This is a genomic window from Leptospira vanthielii serovar Holland str. Waz Holland = ATCC 700522, from assembly GCF_000332455.1.
Taxonomy (GTDB): Bacteria; Spirochaetota; Leptospiria; order Leptospirales; family Leptospiraceae; genus Leptospira_A; species Leptospira_A vanthielii.
Genome location: NZ_AOGY02000065.1, coordinates 138,957 through 157,241, shown reverse-complemented (window position 1 = coordinate 157,241; position 18,285 = coordinate 138,957). Strand labels below are relative to the sequence as shown.

Sequence of the window (18,285 nt, the reverse complement as noted above, 5' to 3'; positions counted from 1 at the left end):
TGAGTTTCTGTTTTATTTTTTTTCGCCATTCGGTATTACCTTAAGCCCATCAGTTAAGTAGGCTCTGTCCGATTTTGGAAAGAGAATGATCTTTCCTGCTGAAACTTTGGTGTTATCTTTTACAAGAGTCGGATTCCCTTCTAAAACCAATTCATCTCTTTTTTCATAATAAGTTGCAAACTCGCCCGTGGCCGTAGCCGTTTGGGTTTCCACTTGGACATCCCCCCGAGCCACGGTTTCAAAACGTTCATCAAATCTTTCCAAAAATACTGCTGTCAGTTGCCCACGTTCACTCAGTTCCTTTTTGTCTAAAAAAACGATCCGAGGATTTTCCGTTAGATAGGAATATCCTTTATCTTTATCATAAGATAAAGACCCACCTTCCATTCGATAGGCATTTTCACGATCCAAATAACTTACGTTACCTGTTGCTTTAATGTCTTTATTATTACGGCGACTTTCTAGTAGATTAGCCTTGAACTCAGAGGTTTTTCTATACATAAAGGCATCCCCATTCATTGAGGTAATCGTATCTTTGCCTTTGTTTTGGTGGGTTAATGTTTTTCCCGTAAACAAAGTCAGCACTCGTTCTTTGGTCGTGGTATCTTTCTCTTTGTCTTTTTTGTTTTCGTAAGAAACTTGGTAAATTGTTGCATCGCCCTCTAGTTGGATACTTCCTTCTTTTACAAAGTAGGTTAGTGTTTTACCAATCAAAAAGCGGTTTTCTGAAAACAAAAAAGGTTCGCCTGCAAGATCGATCCGGTCATCCTTTTCTGAAAACACGGCATCCTCACCAAACACCTGAAACTCGTCAGAGGTTACGACAACTTTACCTGCTAAGCTAGTTTTGGCTTCCTCTAAATACCGAATGATGGATTGGCACTGAATTTTAACAATCTTACCATCCTTCTTTTGTATAAGAACGGGATTGTTTTCTAAACTGACAGTTCCAGCCATTTTATTATAAATTCCTTTGGCAGCAGTTAAGGTAACCCCATTTTGAAAGTCTTCCACAACAACCTGACCTTTTAAGTTCCCAACAAGTGCATCTTCACCAATGATTTCAATTTCTCTGGCACTGAGTTTGATGGTTTTATGCATAATATAGGCACCACCACCCAAAATAAATACCTTCATGGGGATTCCATTGATGGTTCGTTCCTCTTGGGTAAGACTACTTCCTCCCCACATTACTGGAATTTTATCCTTGTTCTCTTTTTTTTTCTCTGGAGAAAAAATTGAACTTTCTTTCTTCAAAAGGTCTTCCGAACCATATAACAAAGGTATAGGTGAAGGATTTGCAATTAGGGAAGAAAATGAAAAAACAAAAAGTATAATTTGTTTCTTCATGGTTTATCCTTCAGGGGGTTACTTCCCCCCACAGTCACAGCTTTTGGTTGGATGATGGTAAATTTATTCAAATTTCTATCAGCACGAAGTCCTTTTCCGCGAATGGTGGTTCCATCAGAATATACAAGAACATCTTCTTCGGAAGATAAGGTTTTTTCATCTAGATTATAAGTTAAGGATTCCGACTCGATGTATTTACCATCATTGGTCTTTAATCGGACCTTCCCATTCAGAACTACTGTTTTTGTGGAGTGATTGATTTCCCCTCGTTCTCCTGTCATCGCAGAAGTCACATTTCCCTTTTCCATTTGTTTGAATTCAAAACCATAAACGATAGTTTTGTTATCTTTGGGAAATATATAAGATTCTGCACCTTTCAATTTCCACTCCAATTCCCCAGATTCTTTATAAGACGAACGAGAAAAATTTCTCATCGAGATCATAGAACCCGATTCTTTTTCTACTTCAATACGAAGGTATTCCTTATCTTTACAATTGACTATTGCCAAAAGAAAGAAAAGAACGAATATCCTTCGTATCATGGGTATCTTAATCCTCTAAAAATTTCGTTTTTACCAAACGATCTAATTCCAATAGCTGCGTTAACAGACCTTTGGCTTTCGCTAGTGGAAATTGTGTGGTAGCATCAGAGAGTGCCCTTTCTGGATCGGGATGCACTTCCATAAAGAGTCCTTCCACACCAACAGAAACGGCCCCACGAACCATATGTGGAATGAATTCACGAACTCCACCAGTGATGTTTCCCGCAGCTCCCGGAAGTTGAGCCGAGTGAGTTCCATCAAAAACAATGGGGATTCCATGTTTATGCATCATAGGAATTCCACGAAGGTCAAATACAAGATTTCCATATCCGAAACTGGCACCTCTTTCCGTTACCATATATTTTTCCGATCCCGACTCTTGGATTTTTGTTTTGATATGACGGGTGTCATCCGGGGCCATGAACTGGCCTTTTTTTACATTCACCCATTTTCCCGTTTCTGCAGCTTTCGCAATTAGGTCCGTTTGGCGACTTAAGAACGCAGGGATTTGAAAGATGTCTACGGTATCCTTCAATGGATCAACTTGGATCGTTTCATGGATGTCAGTAAGCACGGGAACATTGTATTTATTTTTGATAAAATCGAGAAGTTTCCTACCTTCTTCCAAACCAGGTCCCCGATAGGAATTAATGGAGGAACGGTTTGCTTTATCAAAGGAAGACTTAAAAATATATACAATCCCCAAATCATCACAGATGGCTTTCATCTCACCACACACTCTGTCGAGTAGGTCTTTATTTTCCATCACACAAGGTCCGGAAATTAGAAAAAAGGGATTACGACCCCCGATTTTTTTACCGAAAAATTCTCTTTCTTCAATTAAATCGTACATCTTAATCCTCCGTTTTTTTAGCTAGTTTGGATGCGGCTCTGATAAAACCTGCAAAAAGTGGGTGCGGGTCTGTGGGTTTGGATTGAAATTCAGGGTGGAACTGAACACCGACAAACCAAGGATGGTTAGGAACTTCTACTATCTCCGCCAAACTTCCATCAGGTGAAAAACCAGTAAGGTTCATTCCCTTTTTTTCAAAATCATCTTTGTAACGCAAAGTAAATTCAAACCTATGTCTATGTCTTTCGGATATCCTTTCCGCTTTGTATTCTGTATAGGCGAGGCTTCCCTTTTTGACCACACAAGGATAGGCACCTAGTCGCATCGTACCACCCATACGTTCAATTTCCTTTTGTTCTTCGATCATGGAAATCACTGGGAAATTTACATTCGGTTTAAATTCAGTGGAATTTGCATCCTTGAATCCCAGAACATTCCTTGCAAATTCAATCACAGCACACTGCATTCCAAGACAAATTCCAAAGAACGGAATTTGTTTGGTTCTTGCATATTGGATTGCTGCAATTTTTCCTTCGATCCCACGTTCTCCAAATCCACCAGGAACCAAAATTCCATGAACACCTTTTAGGTGTTCTTTTACATTTTTAGCATCAATATCTTCTGGATTGATTTTGATTACATTTACTTCTACATCGTTGGCAATCCCACCATGAGCCAAAGACTCATACACAGAACGATAGGCATCTTGAAGAGAAATATATTTTCCGATTAACGCTACTTTTACGGTCTTTTTCGTATTACGAATTTTTTTGACCATATTCTCCCACTGGGAAAAATTAAGTTTGCGAAGGTCCATTCCTAATGCATTAAGGACCACTTCATCTAATTTGTCTTCCCGATACATCAAAGGAATTTCATAGATGGAAGTGGTAATATCAACGGCGGAAATTACATTTTGTTCTTTTACGTTACAAAAGAGGGAAATTTTATTTTTCATCTCTTTGGACATAGGTTTATTGATTCTGCAAATTAAGATATCAGGTTGGATTCCAAGTGCCAAAAGTTCTTTTACAGAATGTTGTGTGGGTTTCGTTTTAGCTTCCCCAGCGGCGGTGATCGTAGGGACAAGAGTTAGATGCAAAAACAAAACTTGACTTGCCCCATGTTCGTATCGCATTTGGCGGATAGCTTCGAGGAAGGGAACTGATTCAATGTCACCGACAGTTCCACCAATTTCAACAATGACAAAGTCTGTTTCTTGGTCGCGTGTTAGGTTATATATTCGGCTACGAATTTCATTAGTGATATGTGGTACAACCTGTACGGTTCTTCCTAAATAATCACCTTTTCTTTCTCTTTCAATGACAGCATGGTAAATTTGACCGGTGGATACCGAATTCTTTCTAGAAAATTTTGATTTGGTAAATCGTTCGTAGTATCCTAAATCAAGATCGGTCTCTGCTCCGTCTTCCGTAACATACACTTCCCCATGTTGGTACGGACTCATTGTACCTGGGTCAATGTTAATGTAAGGATCCATTTTTTGTAAAGAGACACTATAACCTCTGGCTTCTAACAAACAGCCGAGAGCTGCAACGGTGACCCCTTTTCCTAAGGAAGAGGAAACGCCACCGGTAATAAAAATATATCTGGTCTTGGACAAAATGGACCTCAAAAAAGAATGTTTTTTACAGACTGGCGGGATTTGGGTCCAAAATCAATACGTTTAGGAAGGAGATTTGGCTTTTTCTAAAATCTTCGTAGTGGATTTTCCGAGAACGAAAGGTAAAATTTGAATATCCGCACCCATCTCTTTTAAAATCTGGTATTCCGGCAGGGTTTCGACTTGGTAGTCTCCACCTTTCGAATGGACGGATGGTTTTACTTTTTTAATGATTTCAAGAGGGGTATCTTCTATAAAAGAGGAAACAAAATCCACGGAGCCAAGACCAGCAAGCACTAACATCCTGTCTTCACAAGAATTGATGGGTCTGGATTCCCCTTTCAGTCGCCTAACACTTGCATCCGAGTTGACACCAATCCATAACAAATCCCCTAAATCCCTTGCTTGGGCCAGGTAGGTCACATGTCCCGGATGTAAAATATCAAAACAACCATTGGTAAAAACAATGCGTTTGCCTTCTAAATCTTTCCTTTTGGATTCAATCTGGTCAAAAGAGATGATTTTAGAATGAAGATTCGAATAAAAACTCATGATTCCACTTCCAAGTAACCTAAGGTCTTGAGCCCTTCTTCTATTTCCTTTTGAGTGACTGTTGCGGCACCTAACTTACCAACAACGATACCAGCACTGACATTGGAAATGAGAGCCGCATCCGCAATCGGCATTCCCGTTGCAATAAAGGCAGTGTAGGTAGTAATGACTGTGTCTCCCGCCCCCGTAACATCAAATACTTCTTTGGCAACTGTAGGAATATGATAAAAGGAATTTGTTTTCCTTTCGTAAATGGACATTCCTTTTTCGCCCCTAGTGATCATCATCGCATCGGGTGTGAGTTTTTCCGAGATTTCCCGACAAGCGGTTTCAATTTCAAGATCACTCGTGAGTTTTCGTCCCAGAGCTTTTCCTGCTTCGTGGTGGTTTGGAGTCATAATATGGATATTTTTATATAAGAAAAAATGGCTTACTTGCGGATCCACTGTCACAATTTTATTTTCCCTGTTACAAAGGGCAATGACCGATTGGATGAGTGAAGGTGTTAAATACCCTTTGTCGTAATCGGAAAGAATGACTGCCGCACATTCTTTTAATTTAGTTTCAAATTGAAGGAGAATGTTTTTTTCCTCTTCTATCGTGAGTGGGACCACTTCTTCTCGGTCCACCCGACAAATCTGTTGGTGTGAGGCAATGATTCTAGTTTTTAGAATGGTTGGTAAAGATTTGGATTTTAATAAAACTAAATCTTTGGAAGTTACTGAATTTGCGAGTAAATGCCCTTCCAGAGAATCACCGGCTTTGTCTAAACCAATCCGACCAAAAACCACACCAGAAACACCAATGGAAGATAAGTTCTGAACTACATTGCCCGATCCACCTAAAGATTGTTTTTCGTTTCGAACCCAAACCACAGGAACTGGTGCTTCCGGGGAAATCCTTTCCACTGAGCCAATTAAATACTCGTCTAAAATCAAATCTCCGATCACAAGCACTTTGATTTTGCCTAAATCTTCAAAAGATTTACGAAGTGAAGTTTTCTTTATTTTCAACAAAGCCAGATCCTTGAATTGGTTTACAACTAAACAGAGAATCTAAAACCTTTCTCTGTGTCAACCTTCCCCTTACCTCTCTTTCCCCTCCCAGATGTATTTCTGTTCCCGGGAATGTTTTTGCCACTTCATATATTCGAACCAAGGTATCGGATGATGCTCGATTTTTGTATAGAAAACGGAGGAGAACTAGGAATGGCACCCTATCCTAAAAATTGGATTGGTTCTGGCTTTCCCCCCATCCCAGAAGTTGTGGGTTATGGGCATATCATCCAAAAAGAATCTCTTCCCGATGGAAGGTCCAATATCATTTTAGAAGGAATTGGTACAGCCGAGATCATCAGTTTAGATTCTACGGATCCCTTTTACATTGCCCAAATGGTTCGCCGGGAACACGAAAGAAATAAAAATGTATCGGATAGTTTAAAAGAAAAAATTGAAGAGTTACTTGTTCTCACCAAACGAATCTTACTTGCGGAAGGGGCCGAAGAGGACCTGATCCTAAAAATGAATCAAATTTTGGTTCATCCCTATCCAGTTGATTTTATTGCATCTCTCATCTACTTCGATTTTAAAACAAAACAAACCATTTTAGAAACCACTCATTTAGAAACCAAAGCAGACCTTTTAAAAACGGTTCTCCTCGGTCTTAATTTGAGTGAGTAGATGGTTTTGTTTTTAACTCAGCCACCAAAAACAAAAATTCTGGTAAGTCTGTTGGATTTTCGCGAAAGAAAACACGCGGATTGGCTTCTTTAGAATTCAAATATAGATAACTGGAATTTTCTTTCCTGATATAGGCCCTTTCCAAATAATGATTGGTTTGAGAATAATGTAAAAAATCCTTCATCAGATCACTGATGGCAACATCACCATCACTTTGTTTGTCGGTGGCAGCAAAAAAAACAGAAGTAGATTCTTTATCTTGTTTTTCCCAATGGAACTCGGTTGCCCAGTGGCCTTTACCACCAAACTCCGTCAAAGGTAAGGTCACATCAGAAACCAGGTTAGGAATAAAATCCTTGGATTCCCAAGGAACTCCTTTGCCTAAAAAATTCACTTTTGCGAGGTAGGTCTTCCAATGTTTGGATAAACCTTGTACTTGGAGTTTAGGTAAGGATAAAGATTCCCGTAAAAAACCACGTAAGGTCAAAAAACCAAGGAAACCTAAATGCACCTGCGAAACTGATTGGAAGTCCCAGACTTCTTCCTGTTTCAAGTGAGATAAAAACAAGGAATCCATCGCATAAAAGTCCTGGTGTTGGTAGGGGTAAAAAACGCCTGTAGATGAGGAAACTAAAGATCCGTCCGATCGATTCACAATAAGAGTATCGACTGGAGGAGAAAAACAGAAGAGTAAAAACCGCCCGCAAGTGCACGGGCGGTAAAGAAAATTAAACTCTCTTAATCAGCAGCATACAAAGTTGTGATTTTATCTTTGTATTTTTCTGTAATCAAGTGGCGTTTCATTTTGAACAGGTTTGTCAATTCATCACCCACTTCAAACGGTTTGGTAATGAGGATAAACGGAGTTACTTGTTCAAAAGACTTAAATCCAGTTTTGGTATTGTTTAGGGCTTTGATTTCCTTTTTGTAGAAATCAAGAACCTTAGGGTGGTCGATGAGTTTCTGTTTGTCCGTCTCAGAAATTCCATTTTCTTTTGCCCACTCGGTCAACTTGTCAAAATCAGGGACCACAAGGGCTCCCAAGTTCTTTTGGTCTTGTCCAATGACCATACACTGTGCAATGAAAGGAGATTCGGTGAGTTTGTCCTCAATCGGAACCGGTTCGACGTTTTCTCCACCGAGAAGAACCACAGTGTCTTTAGCACGGCCAGTAATGGTTAGGGTCTTTTTGAAATTGAACATTCCAATATCTCCCGTATCCATCCAACCGTCTTTTAGAACCTTCGCAGTGGTTTCTGGATTTTTGTAATATCCTTTCATCACTTGTGGTCCACGAATGTGAATCACACCACGAGCACCGTATTTACCAGAGATTAACTTTTGATTGGCATCCACATGAGTGAGAACCTTTCCCAAATCATCCCGAATTTGTACGGATGTTTCTGGAGTAATGAGACCCACAGATCCTTGGACTAACTTTTTAAAAGTTCTTACAGAAATAACCGGAGAAGTTTCCGTCATCCCATAACCTTCTAGTACGTTGATTCCAATATCATTGAAGAATGCATCTACGTGTCTTTGTAAAGCACCACCACCGGAAACAGAAGCTTTGAGCTCCCCACCAGTAGCTTCTCTAATTTTAGAAAGCACCACCAAATCAAGTAGGAAGTAAGGAACTGCTAAAACAATGGCTAAAACCAAATAGTAAAACCCTTTGAAGAGAGAAACGATTGGGTTTCTTCCTACATAGTCGACTTGGTTTCCTTTTAAAAACCTTGTGGCAGCATTGAAATGTTTAGAGAAAAAATAAGCCAAATTGAACAGACCACGACGGATCGCCGGAGTTTGTTTTGGATCATTGATTCTTGTATAAATTCCGTTATAAATACTTTCCCAAAGTCTTGGAGCCGAGGCCATAAACGTAGGTTTTGACTTTTTCATGTCATCACGAAGGTCTCGGACATTGGTGTAGTATGTAGCACAACCGGCAGCAATCGCTAAGTATTCAAATACTCTTTCGAATACGTGCCAAACAGGAAGGATGGACAACATCCTTTCATCTTCTTTGATTTCGATCATATTACCGAGAATGACAGAAGTTTGGTGGATCATGTTGCTGTGTTTCAACATCACACCTTTTGGCATCCCAGTCGTTCCAGAAGTATAAATGATCGTAAATAGGTCATCAGGAGCAATGGCTTTCATTCGCTCTTCTGCTTTTTTAGAACCCTTTGCGCGAAGTTCCTTTCCTTTTTCAATCAGATCGTATAGTTTTAGAACACCAGTTGCTGTGGATTTTTTATCCATAACGATAAGGGTCTTTGCAAATTCCAATTGGGAGCGATTCTTTTGAAATTTCTCGAGCATTTTATCATTCTCAAGAAACACAACTTTTGCTTCACAATGGTTTAGAATATAAGCGATTTCTGAATCGGTAATATCAGTTCCTCTCGGAACATCTGCTGCACCGGCCATAAGAATTCCATAATCGGAAACAATCCATTCCAATCGGTTATCGGCAAGCAAGGCAACATTCTCTTTCGCAGAAACACCCAAATCAATGAGAGCTTCTGCTAAGTTGATACCAAGATCATATACTTCTTTAAAAGTGACGGGTTTATAGGACTTAGATTCGTCTTTACTAACGAACGCGGGGCGGTTCCCAAATTTTTCAGCACTCTGCTGGAAGAGTTCGGGCAAATTGGCTGGCATTATTCTGACTCCTTTCTCAAAAGAAAACGTAAAAAGGTATCTTTAAAGGGACTTTTTTAACGAACATGAGTCAAGACATTTTCAATCTTGTCATCGAATTCAATAGAAAATCAAAATGTTGTTTCGCATTGCACAATTATGGCAGTTCCGACGCGGCCCATACATGGGAGCGAATGACAAGGCCAGAGAGGTCCGATTCAACAAGTCCATACTGCCTATACACGATTTTACCTGACCTGTCAAAGACCAGCAGGCATGGAATTCCCTCTACATGATAAAAATCTGTCATTTTCCAGTCTTTATCCAGTAAGGTGGGGTAATTCATTTTCAATCGTTCCCTATCTTTTTTGATTTTCTCTAAAGATTCCGTGGTATCTGTATTGATTCCGAGAAACACAAAATCTTTATCCGAAACAGAATCCTTCCACTTGTTGATGGTCGGAACTGCCTTTGCACAAGGTTCGCACCAAGTCGCCCAAAAATCCAATACAACCACTTTACCTTTAAAAGAGTCCAATTGTTCTTTTCCTCCTCCGAGGGTCGGTAGAGGTTCGGGATAAAAATCACTGGTTGTTCCTTCTGGTTTACAAAAAAGGAGAGAAAGGATAAAGATAAGATAAAAGCTGGATCTAAGGTTGAAAAAAGCCTGGGTCATCATATTTGAATTCACTGATTTATAATTACTTTTCCAATTTTGACGAATGGAATGATTACGTAAAGGGAAACTGGAGTGGAAAAGGAATTTCTATGATTCCGTCCACAATACAACCTTATGAAACAGGTGATGAAACAACCGTTACCTGGAAAGCAAACCCCAAGGAAATCAAATCTTATTTCAAACGGGGTAAGTCAGAATTTTCTCTGATTTGGTTACTCGAATCAGATGTCCTTTGCGACAGAATCAAACTCATAGCAAAAGATGCAGATTGGGAATGTGAAATCCAAGCTATGACAAAAGATAGGTTTCATCTGCATGTACTTCCGAAATCAGATAAATCTAAAATCCTGTATTCCGGGGTTGTCGCAAAAAAGAAGGGACTATTCTCATTCCTCTAAAACTTTACGAAAGACCTCTTCGGTAATCTTTGCTGCATTTTCCCAAGTAAATACCTGAATCGATACCGCCGGTGGTGTTGGATGTTCAAAGAAATTTTTAATGGTTTCTGCCCAAAGTTTTGCATCTTCTTTGGTTTGGTAAGGAAGATAAGTAACACCTTCTTTTCCAATTTCATGGAAGGTAGGAATGTCAGAAACAACACAATTTAATCCGTGAAAAATAGCCTCGACCATCGGAATTCCAAACCCTTCATATTTACTCGCAAAAGCAAATAAACCTGCTCTTTTGTAGAGATGTTGTAGTTCGGAATCGGAAACTGAATCTAAAATATAAATGTCGTTGTACAAAGCACGTTCTTGTAATAATTCTTCGATAAACTCAGGCGACTCCCAACCAATTTTTCCAACAATCACCCAAGGACGGTAGTGGTGCGGATCTTTTTTCCGGTATTCACGATAAGCATTCAGTAAAAAAGGATAGTTCTTTCTTGGTTCAATCGTGGAAACAGATAAGAGAAAATCTGTTCCTAAATCCTTCACTCGGTTGGAGAGTTTTGTTTCCAAAAGTTTTGTCATCTCCAGAGGATTCACACCAGGGTATGACACACCGGTTTGGTCTGCGGGGTATCCAAACTTACGACACATATCATCACTCGTTTGTTTAGAGATCGAAAGAATAAAACTTGATCGCCTAACAGAATAACTTTGAAAAAGTCTCTGTTGGACTTTGGCAATCCAACGCATGGTCTCAGGATATAAGTATAAAACCAAATCGCAATAAGTAAGGACTGCACGCAAGGCCCGTGGTAAAAAAGGAGGTAATACTTGTTGGGAACCCCAGAAAAGATCCAATCTGTTTTTTAGCAAATAAAATGGAATATAGAGATTGTAATACAAACCTCCTTTCCATTTCAAAAAACCCCCACCCGAAACCAAGGTTACATTGGGTAGATCTAATACCGCCTTATGGTCTTCATGGATGGGCAAATGAGAAAATAAAAAGAAATCATACTCGTCTTTATGTGGGAATGCCTTTAAGGTTTCGGCAATGAGCCTTCCCACTCCAGACACCCTTGTGGACAAAGGTCTTGCATCTAGGCCAATGCGTTTTGTTTTTACCATCGTTCCTTTACCTTAAGGGACAGTTGGTGAAAATCAATTTTGGATTCCAAATAATTGACTGCTGTTTTTTTTCCTGCAACCAAACCAAAAGAGAGGGTTTGTGCTTGGTTGAATTGATATCCTTTATCCTTCAAAGGGAAACAAGTAAAGTTTTCTTCGTCCAAAAGGGCAATCCCACCACAAATATCCCACTCGTTCTTTGGTTTTAGGGAAACGATGAGATCGATAAAACCGGCTGATAAAAGCCCCAGTTTATAGGCGATACTTCCCATGGAACGAATTTCAAAATCTTCACGCCAAAAAGAATCAGAAAATAAGCCTTCTTTCATTTCTGATAAAGACACAAGAAGAATTGGTTTATTGGCAATAGGTTTTGATTCCTCTAACGGATGCAATACGGAACCGCTTTCGACAACTAAGGTTCTAAAATTTTCCTCTGTTGCAAAAGGGGGTTGTAACTTTGCAAAAAAAGTATTTCGATTTTTAGAAAAAAACTCGCCCGTGGCTGGATTGAAAATCACTCCCCAAATGGCTTCACCATTTCGAACAAGCCCCAAACTGAGGGCAAACTGATCATTCTTTTTTACAAACTCACGTGTTCCGTCTATTGGATCTAAAATCCAAACCCATTCCTTGTCCAAACGCCTGTTCGTATCAGTTTTTTCTTCTGATAAAAAACCATGACTTGGAAAACGTGCAGAAATTTTTTCGAAAAGGAACTCACTCGCAAACAAATCCGCTTCCGTGACTGGGTCATTGCCACCTTTGTCACGAATCTGAAAGTCCGATTTATAAATGGAAAGGATTGAGTCCCCAACAGATAATACCCACCGCCAAACTTCCCTGAAATCTCTTTCTTCCATTCCGTCCTTATCGAGAAAACTAATTCTTTTTTTCTTCTTTGTGTGCGTTTGAACCGAGGTCTAAACCGTCCGGTTTCTCCAAAACAATTTCTTCAGATGGAGATGTTATGTAAGTCTCAGGATCTACGGGAAACAGATATTGAAAATAGAAGTTCTTATATTTTACAAAAAAAGTATTGGTTCCTTCTTGACGTTCCATTTGTAAGTCCTGGAATTTTAGGTCTTTTAAATCTTTTTTGGGATTGGAAAGGCGTTTAGATAGTGTACTACGAACAGAACTTACCATATTGTTTTCAAAATTTTTCTTTTTCTGTTCTTCGGTAAGTTTTGGATTTCTAAGGTAGTCTTCTAGTTTTGTAAACTCTTCCGCCAAACCAGAGTTTTGTTGTGCATAAACAAAACTTACCGGCAATAATACTAAAATACTTAAAATCCAAACTCGTTTCATTGTCATTCCTCTTCTAGTTCATGAAATTATCTCTAATGGTGTATATGCCAATAAGAATTTTTTATCCAAATGAGAACCAAATCGAACTTCTACCTTACGGTTGTCTCCCGACCCGGAAATCGATAAGATACGTCCTTCTCCGTAAACCTTGTGCCGTATCTTTGTTCCCACTTGGAAGTTTCCATCACCGACCTTTGCCTGCACAGATTCGAACTTTTCTTCCGATTTTTGAAACCTTTCGGCCCTCGGTGTAAACTCAGGCCTTCTCACTCCATACCGGTTCTCAGTAAACTCACCTTCTACAAACTCACTAGGTAGTTCTTCCAAAAATTGGGAAGGAAGTCTTGCATCCACATCGCCAAATTTTCTGGTAAATCTCGAAAAACTAATTTCTAAATTCTTTCGCGCTCGGGTGATCGCCACATAAGCAAGCCTTCGTTCTTCTTCTACTCCATCTGGCGAATCAATTGAAAGAAAATGAGGGAAAGTTCCTTCTTCCATTCCTGCCATAAATACATGTTGGAATTCCAGACCCTTTGCATTGTGGACAGTCATAAGGATCACATAATCTGGCAAATCTTTGGTATTGTCTTCACTGGTGATAAGCGAAATATTACCAAGATATTCTTCGAGTGTGGCCTCAGGATTGTTTTCCTCAAATTCTTTAAGAGCATTTACAAATTCATTTAAGTTGGAAAGTCTAGAGAACGAATCTTCTGTTCCTTCATTTTCTAAAAATTCCCTATAACCAGAATGTTCTAAAACTTCATAAGCAATTTCGGAAGGAGTTTTTTTCCCAAGGTCTTCCATTGCCGAATCAAACATTCGATACAAAGAAGATAACTTCTGCAAGGTTCCCTTTTTAATTTCAGGGACAGTTTTTCCCAAACATTCAAACAAAGACAAACCTTCGTTTACGGAATAGGATAACAATCGACTCACTGTTGTATCTCCAATTCCTCTAGGTGGTGAGTTGATGATACGAAGTAGTGAAGTGGAATCCACAGGATTTACAACAACAGAAAGATAAGCAATTAAGTCCTTTACCTCTTTTCTATCAAAGAACCGAAACCCACCAAAAATTTTATAGGGAATCGCTCTTTTTCGCAAAGCTTCTTCAAAGTATCGAGACTGGGAATTGGTTCGATAAAACACGGCAAAATTGGAATATTTTTGCCCCCTTCTCACGCCTGCTTGGATTTTTTGAACAATCCCTTCCGCTTCCTCCATTTCGTTTTGGTAAGAAGTGACTTTGATTTTATCTCCCATAGGATTTTCTGTCCGAAGGGTTTTATTTGTTCTTTGTTTGTTATTAGAAATGAGAGCTGCCGCAGTTTCAATGATGGTTTTAGTCGAACGATAGTTTTCTTCCAATTTGACAACGACCGCATCCGGATAATCCTTTTTGAAATTTAGAATATTCGAAATATCTGCACCACGCCATGAATAAATGGACTGATCATCGTCTCCAACAACGCAAAGGTTTTTATGAAAAGAAGATAGAGATTGGACAAGGTGGTATTGGATTTTATTTGTATCTTGGTATTCATCTACCATGATATATTTCCAAAGCCTTTGGTATTTTTCCAAAATCACAGGGAAATCACGAAACAATATAACGGTTTTTAAAATCAAATCCCCAAAATCTAATGCATTCCTTAAATCTTTTCGTTTTTCATACTCTAAAAAAACAGAGGCAATGGTTTTTGTATAAGAATCATCCGCTTTCTTTTTTGCGTATTCCTCAGCAGTCATAAAGGAATCTTTTGCAGCAGAGAAAGTATTGGCAAGACTAGAGGGGCGAAACTCTTTTGTATCCATATCTTTGGATTTTAAAATCTCTTTGATGAGCGACTCTTGCATATCACTGTCATAAACAGTGAAATTGTTCCCAAGGCCCAAAACCTTACCTTCTCTGCGTAACAAATACAAACAAAGTGAGTGAAAGGTGCGAACGAAAGGTTCGCTATTGCCTTCCGGTAACAAACTCCTACAACGAATTCGCATCTCCTCTGCTGCTTTGTTGGTAAAAGTAACCGCAAGAATTTGGTTGGGGTAAACTTTATGGTTTAAAATTAGATTTGCAATCCGGTAGGTAATGACTCGAGTTTTACCTGAACCCGCACCTGCTAAAATGAGTAGCGGTCCTTCTACTGATTCAACAGCTCTTTTTTGTTCGGCATTGAGTCCAACTAACTCCACTTAGAATCGCATATCCCCAATACCAAAAACAAACTGAAAACTGTTATTGTCTGGATAAAGTCCAAAGGGTCTCTCTTCTACGCCCGTATAACGAATCCTTTGTGCAAAATACAAACGAAGGGGTAATACTGGAATCTGGATGCGGAGTCCAAAACCCCAAGAAAATCGAAAGTTTGACATAGATAAGTTTTTACTTGAAAGCACTAAATTGCCTGGATCATTAACAATCAGAGGTGATTCGGGAAGTTTTTGACCATAGGAATTGTAATTCTCATACAAATAGGTTTCCACAGGTTCCGACACTCTTTGCGCTCGAACTAACGAATCATAGTTTTTAAAGAATTCTTTTCTTTCGCCGACTGCCCGGTTGATTTGTTCATACATAGCACCTCCGTCGAAGAAAACGACAAACCAAAGTAACGAAGGTTCGATAGGAAATCTTAACTCAGAAGTAAACAAAACTCGGCTAGAAGCACCATCTTTCCATTCATCTGGATAGTATTTATCGTCAAAAAACCAGCCCCGGAGAGATTCATATCCCCCAAGAAATAACCTGTCCTGCACTTGAATGTAAGGAATTCGTTCTTTATCCTGATTTTTATACTTAGGAGTTCTTTCAAATGTAAAAACAGATGAGGTTCGGAATTGTTGAACCACACGCCACCGCCTAAGTGCGTTTTTGCGAATGAGTCCAAAAAATGTATAATCAAACCAAGTATGATAGTACTCCAAAATAGGACTGAATTGGTCAAAATGGGACTCTCCACCAAGAAATTGACCCACATTGTCTACAGAGAAAATTAAATTAAAACCTTGGGTCGAATTGAATACGTTATCCCTACTATCGTAAGCGATACCATTGGTAAGTTGAGAACGAAACTGCCAACCACGATCTACTTCGGCAAGTACTTGGTCAGATACAAGAGACGTGGGTCGAGTTGATGCAAAAAATGAGGGTGAATAACGATGGAAGTGTGTCCAGTTGATGAGGAACCTATGACCAAGTCCTGCACTGACCCCCACCCCAGATCGTTCGTATGATGCAACTTCCTTAATCCCTTGGTTGTTGTTCTCGGTAATAGAAGTGGCACCTACAAACAAAGTTCTGGAAGAATAAAAAGCAGAAAGAGTGAGTGACCAAGGTTTGTCCATAAACCATGGTTCAGTCCAAGAAATTTGCAAATAACGGCGGATAGGTCCAAATTCCACACGACCCGTGATTTGTTGGCCCGTTCCATTTAGGTTATTCTCACCTAACTGAGTAAAAATGGAAAATCCAGTGATGGTTCCATAACCTCCCCCCATTGATACAGTTCCCGTGGGTTGTTCCACAAGTTCAATAATGAGGTTCATCTTGGTTTCATCGGAACCAGGTCGCATATTAAAGTTTACTTCTTTAAAATAACCTAAGTTAAAGATACGTTCCCTTGACCTGTTCACAAGAGTGGAGTTAAAAAGATCACCGGGCTTAAAAAGAAGCTCTCTTCGAACCACACGGTCTTGAGTTTTTTTATTACCTTTGATAATGATATTTTCGATAAAGGCCAAATTGTTTTCACGGATCGTAAAATCTACGTGAATGAATTTTTTCCCTCTGAGTTTTGGTTCGTCTTCGTAAACCTTTCTTAACCTAGCAACATTGAGACGTTTATATTCCTCATTACAATCGGAAACTGCATCTTCACTGCCTCGTTTGTCACAATTCTCATAACGTGATAATGAACCATCACTGAGTTCTATCACTTTCCGGCGAGGAATCACCTGGGCAAACAAATATCCTTTGGCAGAATAAGCTTCGTTGATCGAAGCTCTATCTTTTTGAAATTTAGTTTCATCGAAAACTTCACCTACATCGGCAGGTGCAAATTCAAATTGGTCCTCCAAATATTTAACAGGATAAACAGGAGACCATTCCTCTTTTGGAGTTCCCACTGGATTATTTTCTTTGTTTAAGAATTGTGGCATCCCACTAGGAGCAATGGTCATGTCATGACTTGTGGTATAACCGTTATAAAAATACTGCTCACCTTCACTGATCTTAAAATTAACAATAACAACGCGTTTGTCTTTCTTTTGCGGATTTTCCCAGCGGATTTCCCAATTGGTTCCTTCATTACTAAGTTCTGCGTCGACATACCCTTTGGATTTCAGAAAAGCAGAAATTTTTTGTTTATCTGACTCAAACGCAGATTCTTTAAACACACCCGACTCAATGATTCCACTTTCCTTTAAATCCATGATACCTTGAATATCATAGGTATCAATTTCGCTATTTCCAAAAATATTGATTTTGCTGACCGGAATCTCTTCCCCTTCATCAATAATGAACTTCACCTTAACCGTGTTAGTATCTGGATTTACAGGTTCAGTTTCAAATCGAACATAAGCTAGAAAAAAACCTTCATCTCTGTATTTTTTTAAAATTACTTCTTTCGAGAGAGTTACTTTCTTCGGAGTGATGACTTCATTTTCTTTTAAGGGGATTTTATCTCGTAAATCAGAAGGAAAAACTTCATCTGCACCAATAAAATCGATATCTTTTACTCGCGGTCGTTCTTTCACAACTACAAGGATTTTAACTCCCTCGCCATCGGCCTCCCCTTGGATATCAATATGATAAAAGAATCCAGAAACAAATAATGCACGCATATCTGCATTCAAAAGCCCTTGAGATAACTGCATCCCAGGACGCATGTCCATTAAATCTAAAATGTCGTCAGAGGAAGTATTGATATTTCCCTTAAACTCAACCTTGGTAATGACTTTATCTAGGTATACAGTTCGGTTCGACCAAAGGGATACCCACTCCGCCGAAACAAGTAATAGGAGGGATAAAACAAAAAGACTTACAATTTTTATTTTTTTTCGAATATTCAAAAAATCACTTTGATGTGCCTTTTACCATCGCTAGGTTAAATCGACTAACACCCGCAGCATTGACTGCATCGATTACCTTAACCACAACTTGGTAGGACGCACCACCATCTCCACGAATAATGACTTTGTTTTTTTTAGGGTCTCTTTCTTTTTCGGGACCAAGGAACCCATTGATTTTTTCCGTAAGGCCTTCTAACGGAACTGGTTCCGAACTTTGGTCCAAATAAATTTTCCCTTGTTTGTCCACAGTGATCACAAGTTCATCTTTTTGTTTTTCTTTAGCAACACTGGAAGAACGAGGTAATTCCACTTTCAAAGCCGTATTCTTTTCCAATGTTGCGTTCATCAAAAAGTAAATCACTATAAAGGATATAACATCAATTAAAGGAGCAAGCTCAATGTTATTAAATGATTTTTGCGTTTTGCGAAATTTCATTTAGTTTG

The 18,285-nt window shown here is 39.1% G+C and carries 17 protein-coding genes; 2 read left to right on the top strand and 15 right to left on the bottom strand.

Features of this window, described 5'->3' with window-relative positions:
* Positions 1–12: 12 nt before the first annotated feature.
* The 6 genes from LEP1GSC199_RS15675 to rfaE1 all read right to left on the bottom strand — a co-directional run bounded on the left by LEP1GSC199_RS15675 (position 13) and on the right by rfaE1 (position 5,934).
* Positions 13–1,350 (bottom strand): LptA/OstA family protein, encoded by a 1,338-nt coding sequence (locus LEP1GSC199_RS15675; RefSeq protein WP_002987452.1) that lies wholly within the window; start codon positions 1,348–1,350, stop codon positions 13–15.
* The gene (gene lptC, locus LEP1GSC199_RS15670) at positions 1,347–1,892 is read right to left on the bottom strand and encodes an LPS export ABC transporter periplasmic protein LptC (protein WP_002986979.1); all 546 of its coding nucleotides are present in this window, start codon (positions 1,890–1,892) and stop codon (positions 1,347–1,349) included. Before lptC ends, LEP1GSC199_RS15675 begins: the two co-directional genes overlap by 4 nt.
* Before the next feature lie 7 nt (positions 1,893–1,899).
* Positions 1,900–2,745: a 3-deoxy-8-phosphooctulonate synthase gene (gene kdsA / locus LEP1GSC199_RS15665; protein WP_002987105.1), complete on the bottom strand. Its 846-nt coding sequence runs from the start codon at positions 2,743–2,745 to the stop codon at positions 1,900–1,902.
* Position 2,746: 1 nt separating this feature from the next.
* Complete coding sequence (locus LEP1GSC199_RS15660) at positions 2,747–4,369, bottom strand: CTP synthase (RefSeq protein ID WP_002987200.1); 1,623 nt, start codon at positions 4,367–4,369, stop codon at positions 2,747–2,749.
* Between the two features lie 63 nt (positions 4,370–4,432).
* Positions 4,433–4,921: a D-glycero-beta-D-manno-heptose 1-phosphate adenylyltransferase gene (gene rfaE2 / locus LEP1GSC199_RS15655; protein WP_002987371.1), complete on the bottom strand. Its 489-nt coding sequence runs from the start codon at positions 4,919–4,921 to the stop codon at positions 4,433–4,435.
* Positions 4,918–5,934, bottom strand: a complete 1,017-nt coding sequence (rfaE1, locus tag LEP1GSC199_RS15650) for a D-glycero-beta-D-manno-heptose-7-phosphate kinase (protein ID WP_002987454.1) — start codon at positions 5,932–5,934, stop codon at positions 4,918–4,920. Before rfaE1 ends, rfaE2 begins: the two co-directional genes overlap by 4 nt.
* Positions 5,935–6,048: 114 nt before the next feature.
* On the opposite strand from rfaE1, the gene LEP1GSC199_RS15645 reads away from it, so the two are divergent.
* Positions 6,049–6,600 (top strand): LON peptidase substrate-binding domain-containing protein, encoded by a 552-nt coding sequence (locus tag LEP1GSC199_RS15645; protein ID WP_232420806.1) that lies wholly within the window; start codon positions 6,049–6,051, stop codon positions 6,598–6,600.
* Here the strand turns inward: LEP1GSC199_RS15645 and LEP1GSC199_RS15640 are convergent.
* The 3 genes from LEP1GSC199_RS15640 to LEP1GSC199_RS15630 form a co-directional block, all read right to left on the bottom strand.
* Entirely contained in the window at positions 6,584–7,255 is a 672-nt protein-coding gene (locus LEP1GSC199_RS15640) for an LIC11631 family protein (protein WP_002987136.1), read from the bottom strand. The genes LEP1GSC199_RS15645 and LEP1GSC199_RS15640 overlap by 17 nt on opposite strands.
* 83 nt (positions 7,256–7,338) lie before the next feature.
* Positions 7,339–9,273, bottom strand: coding sequence for an AMP-dependent synthetase/ligase (locus tag LEP1GSC199_RS15635; protein WP_002987416.1), 1,935 nt, complete (start codon positions 9,271–9,273; stop codon positions 7,339–7,341).
* 136 nt (positions 9,274–9,409) lie between these two features.
* Positions 9,410–9,931 (bottom strand): TlpA family protein disulfide reductase, encoded by a 522-nt coding sequence (locus LEP1GSC199_RS15630; protein WP_002987312.1) that lies wholly within the window; start codon positions 9,929–9,931, stop codon positions 9,410–9,412.
* A gap of 2 nt (positions 9,932–9,933) precedes the next feature.
* Between LEP1GSC199_RS15630 and LEP1GSC199_RS15625 the strand changes: the two genes are divergently transcribed.
* Positions 9,934–10,329 (top strand): hypothetical protein, encoded by a 396-nt coding sequence (locus LEP1GSC199_RS15625; protein WP_002986964.1) that lies wholly within the window; start codon positions 9,934–9,936, stop codon positions 10,327–10,329.
* Here LEP1GSC199_RS15625 and LEP1GSC199_RS15620 read toward each other — a convergent pair.
* Genes LEP1GSC199_RS15620 through LEP1GSC199_RS15595 form a run of 6 tightly spaced genes read right to left on the bottom strand, consistent with a single transcriptional unit; the run spans position 10,318 to position 18,277 of the window.
* Complete coding sequence (locus tag LEP1GSC199_RS15620; protein WP_002987047.1) at positions 10,318–11,451, bottom strand: glycosyltransferase family 4 protein; 1,134 nt, start codon at positions 11,449–11,451, stop codon at positions 10,318–10,320. The two genes, LEP1GSC199_RS15625 and LEP1GSC199_RS15620, sit on opposite strands and share 12 nt — an antisense overlap.
* Positions 11,445–12,314, bottom strand: a complete 870-nt coding sequence (locus LEP1GSC199_RS15615) for a 3'(2'),5'-bisphosphate nucleotidase CysQ (RefSeq protein WP_002987129.1) — start codon at positions 12,312–12,314, stop codon at positions 11,445–11,447. The genes LEP1GSC199_RS15620 and LEP1GSC199_RS15615 overlap by 7 nt, the downstream gene beginning before the upstream one ends.
* A 19-nt stretch (positions 12,315–12,333) precedes the next feature.
* Positions 12,334–12,762, bottom strand: coding sequence for an LIC11625 family surface-exposed protein (locus LEP1GSC199_RS15610; RefSeq protein WP_002987050.1), 429 nt, complete (start codon positions 12,760–12,762; stop codon positions 12,334–12,336).
* Between the two features lie 18 nt (positions 12,763–12,780).
* Entirely contained in the window at positions 12,781–14,964 is a 2,184-nt protein-coding gene (locus tag LEP1GSC199_RS15605) for an ATP-dependent helicase (RefSeq protein ID WP_002986992.1), read from the bottom strand.
* Positions 14,965–17,841: a BamA/OMP85 family outer membrane protein gene (locus tag LEP1GSC199_RS15600; protein WP_002987346.1), complete on the bottom strand. Its 2,877-nt coding sequence runs from the start codon at positions 17,839–17,841 to the stop codon at positions 14,965–14,967.
* Positions 17,842–17,845: 4 nt separating this feature from the next.
* Entirely contained in the window at positions 17,846–18,277 is a 432-nt protein-coding gene (locus LEP1GSC199_RS15595) for an ExbD/TolR family protein (protein WP_002987320.1), read from the bottom strand.
* Positions 18,278–18,285: the final 8 nt, after the last annotated feature.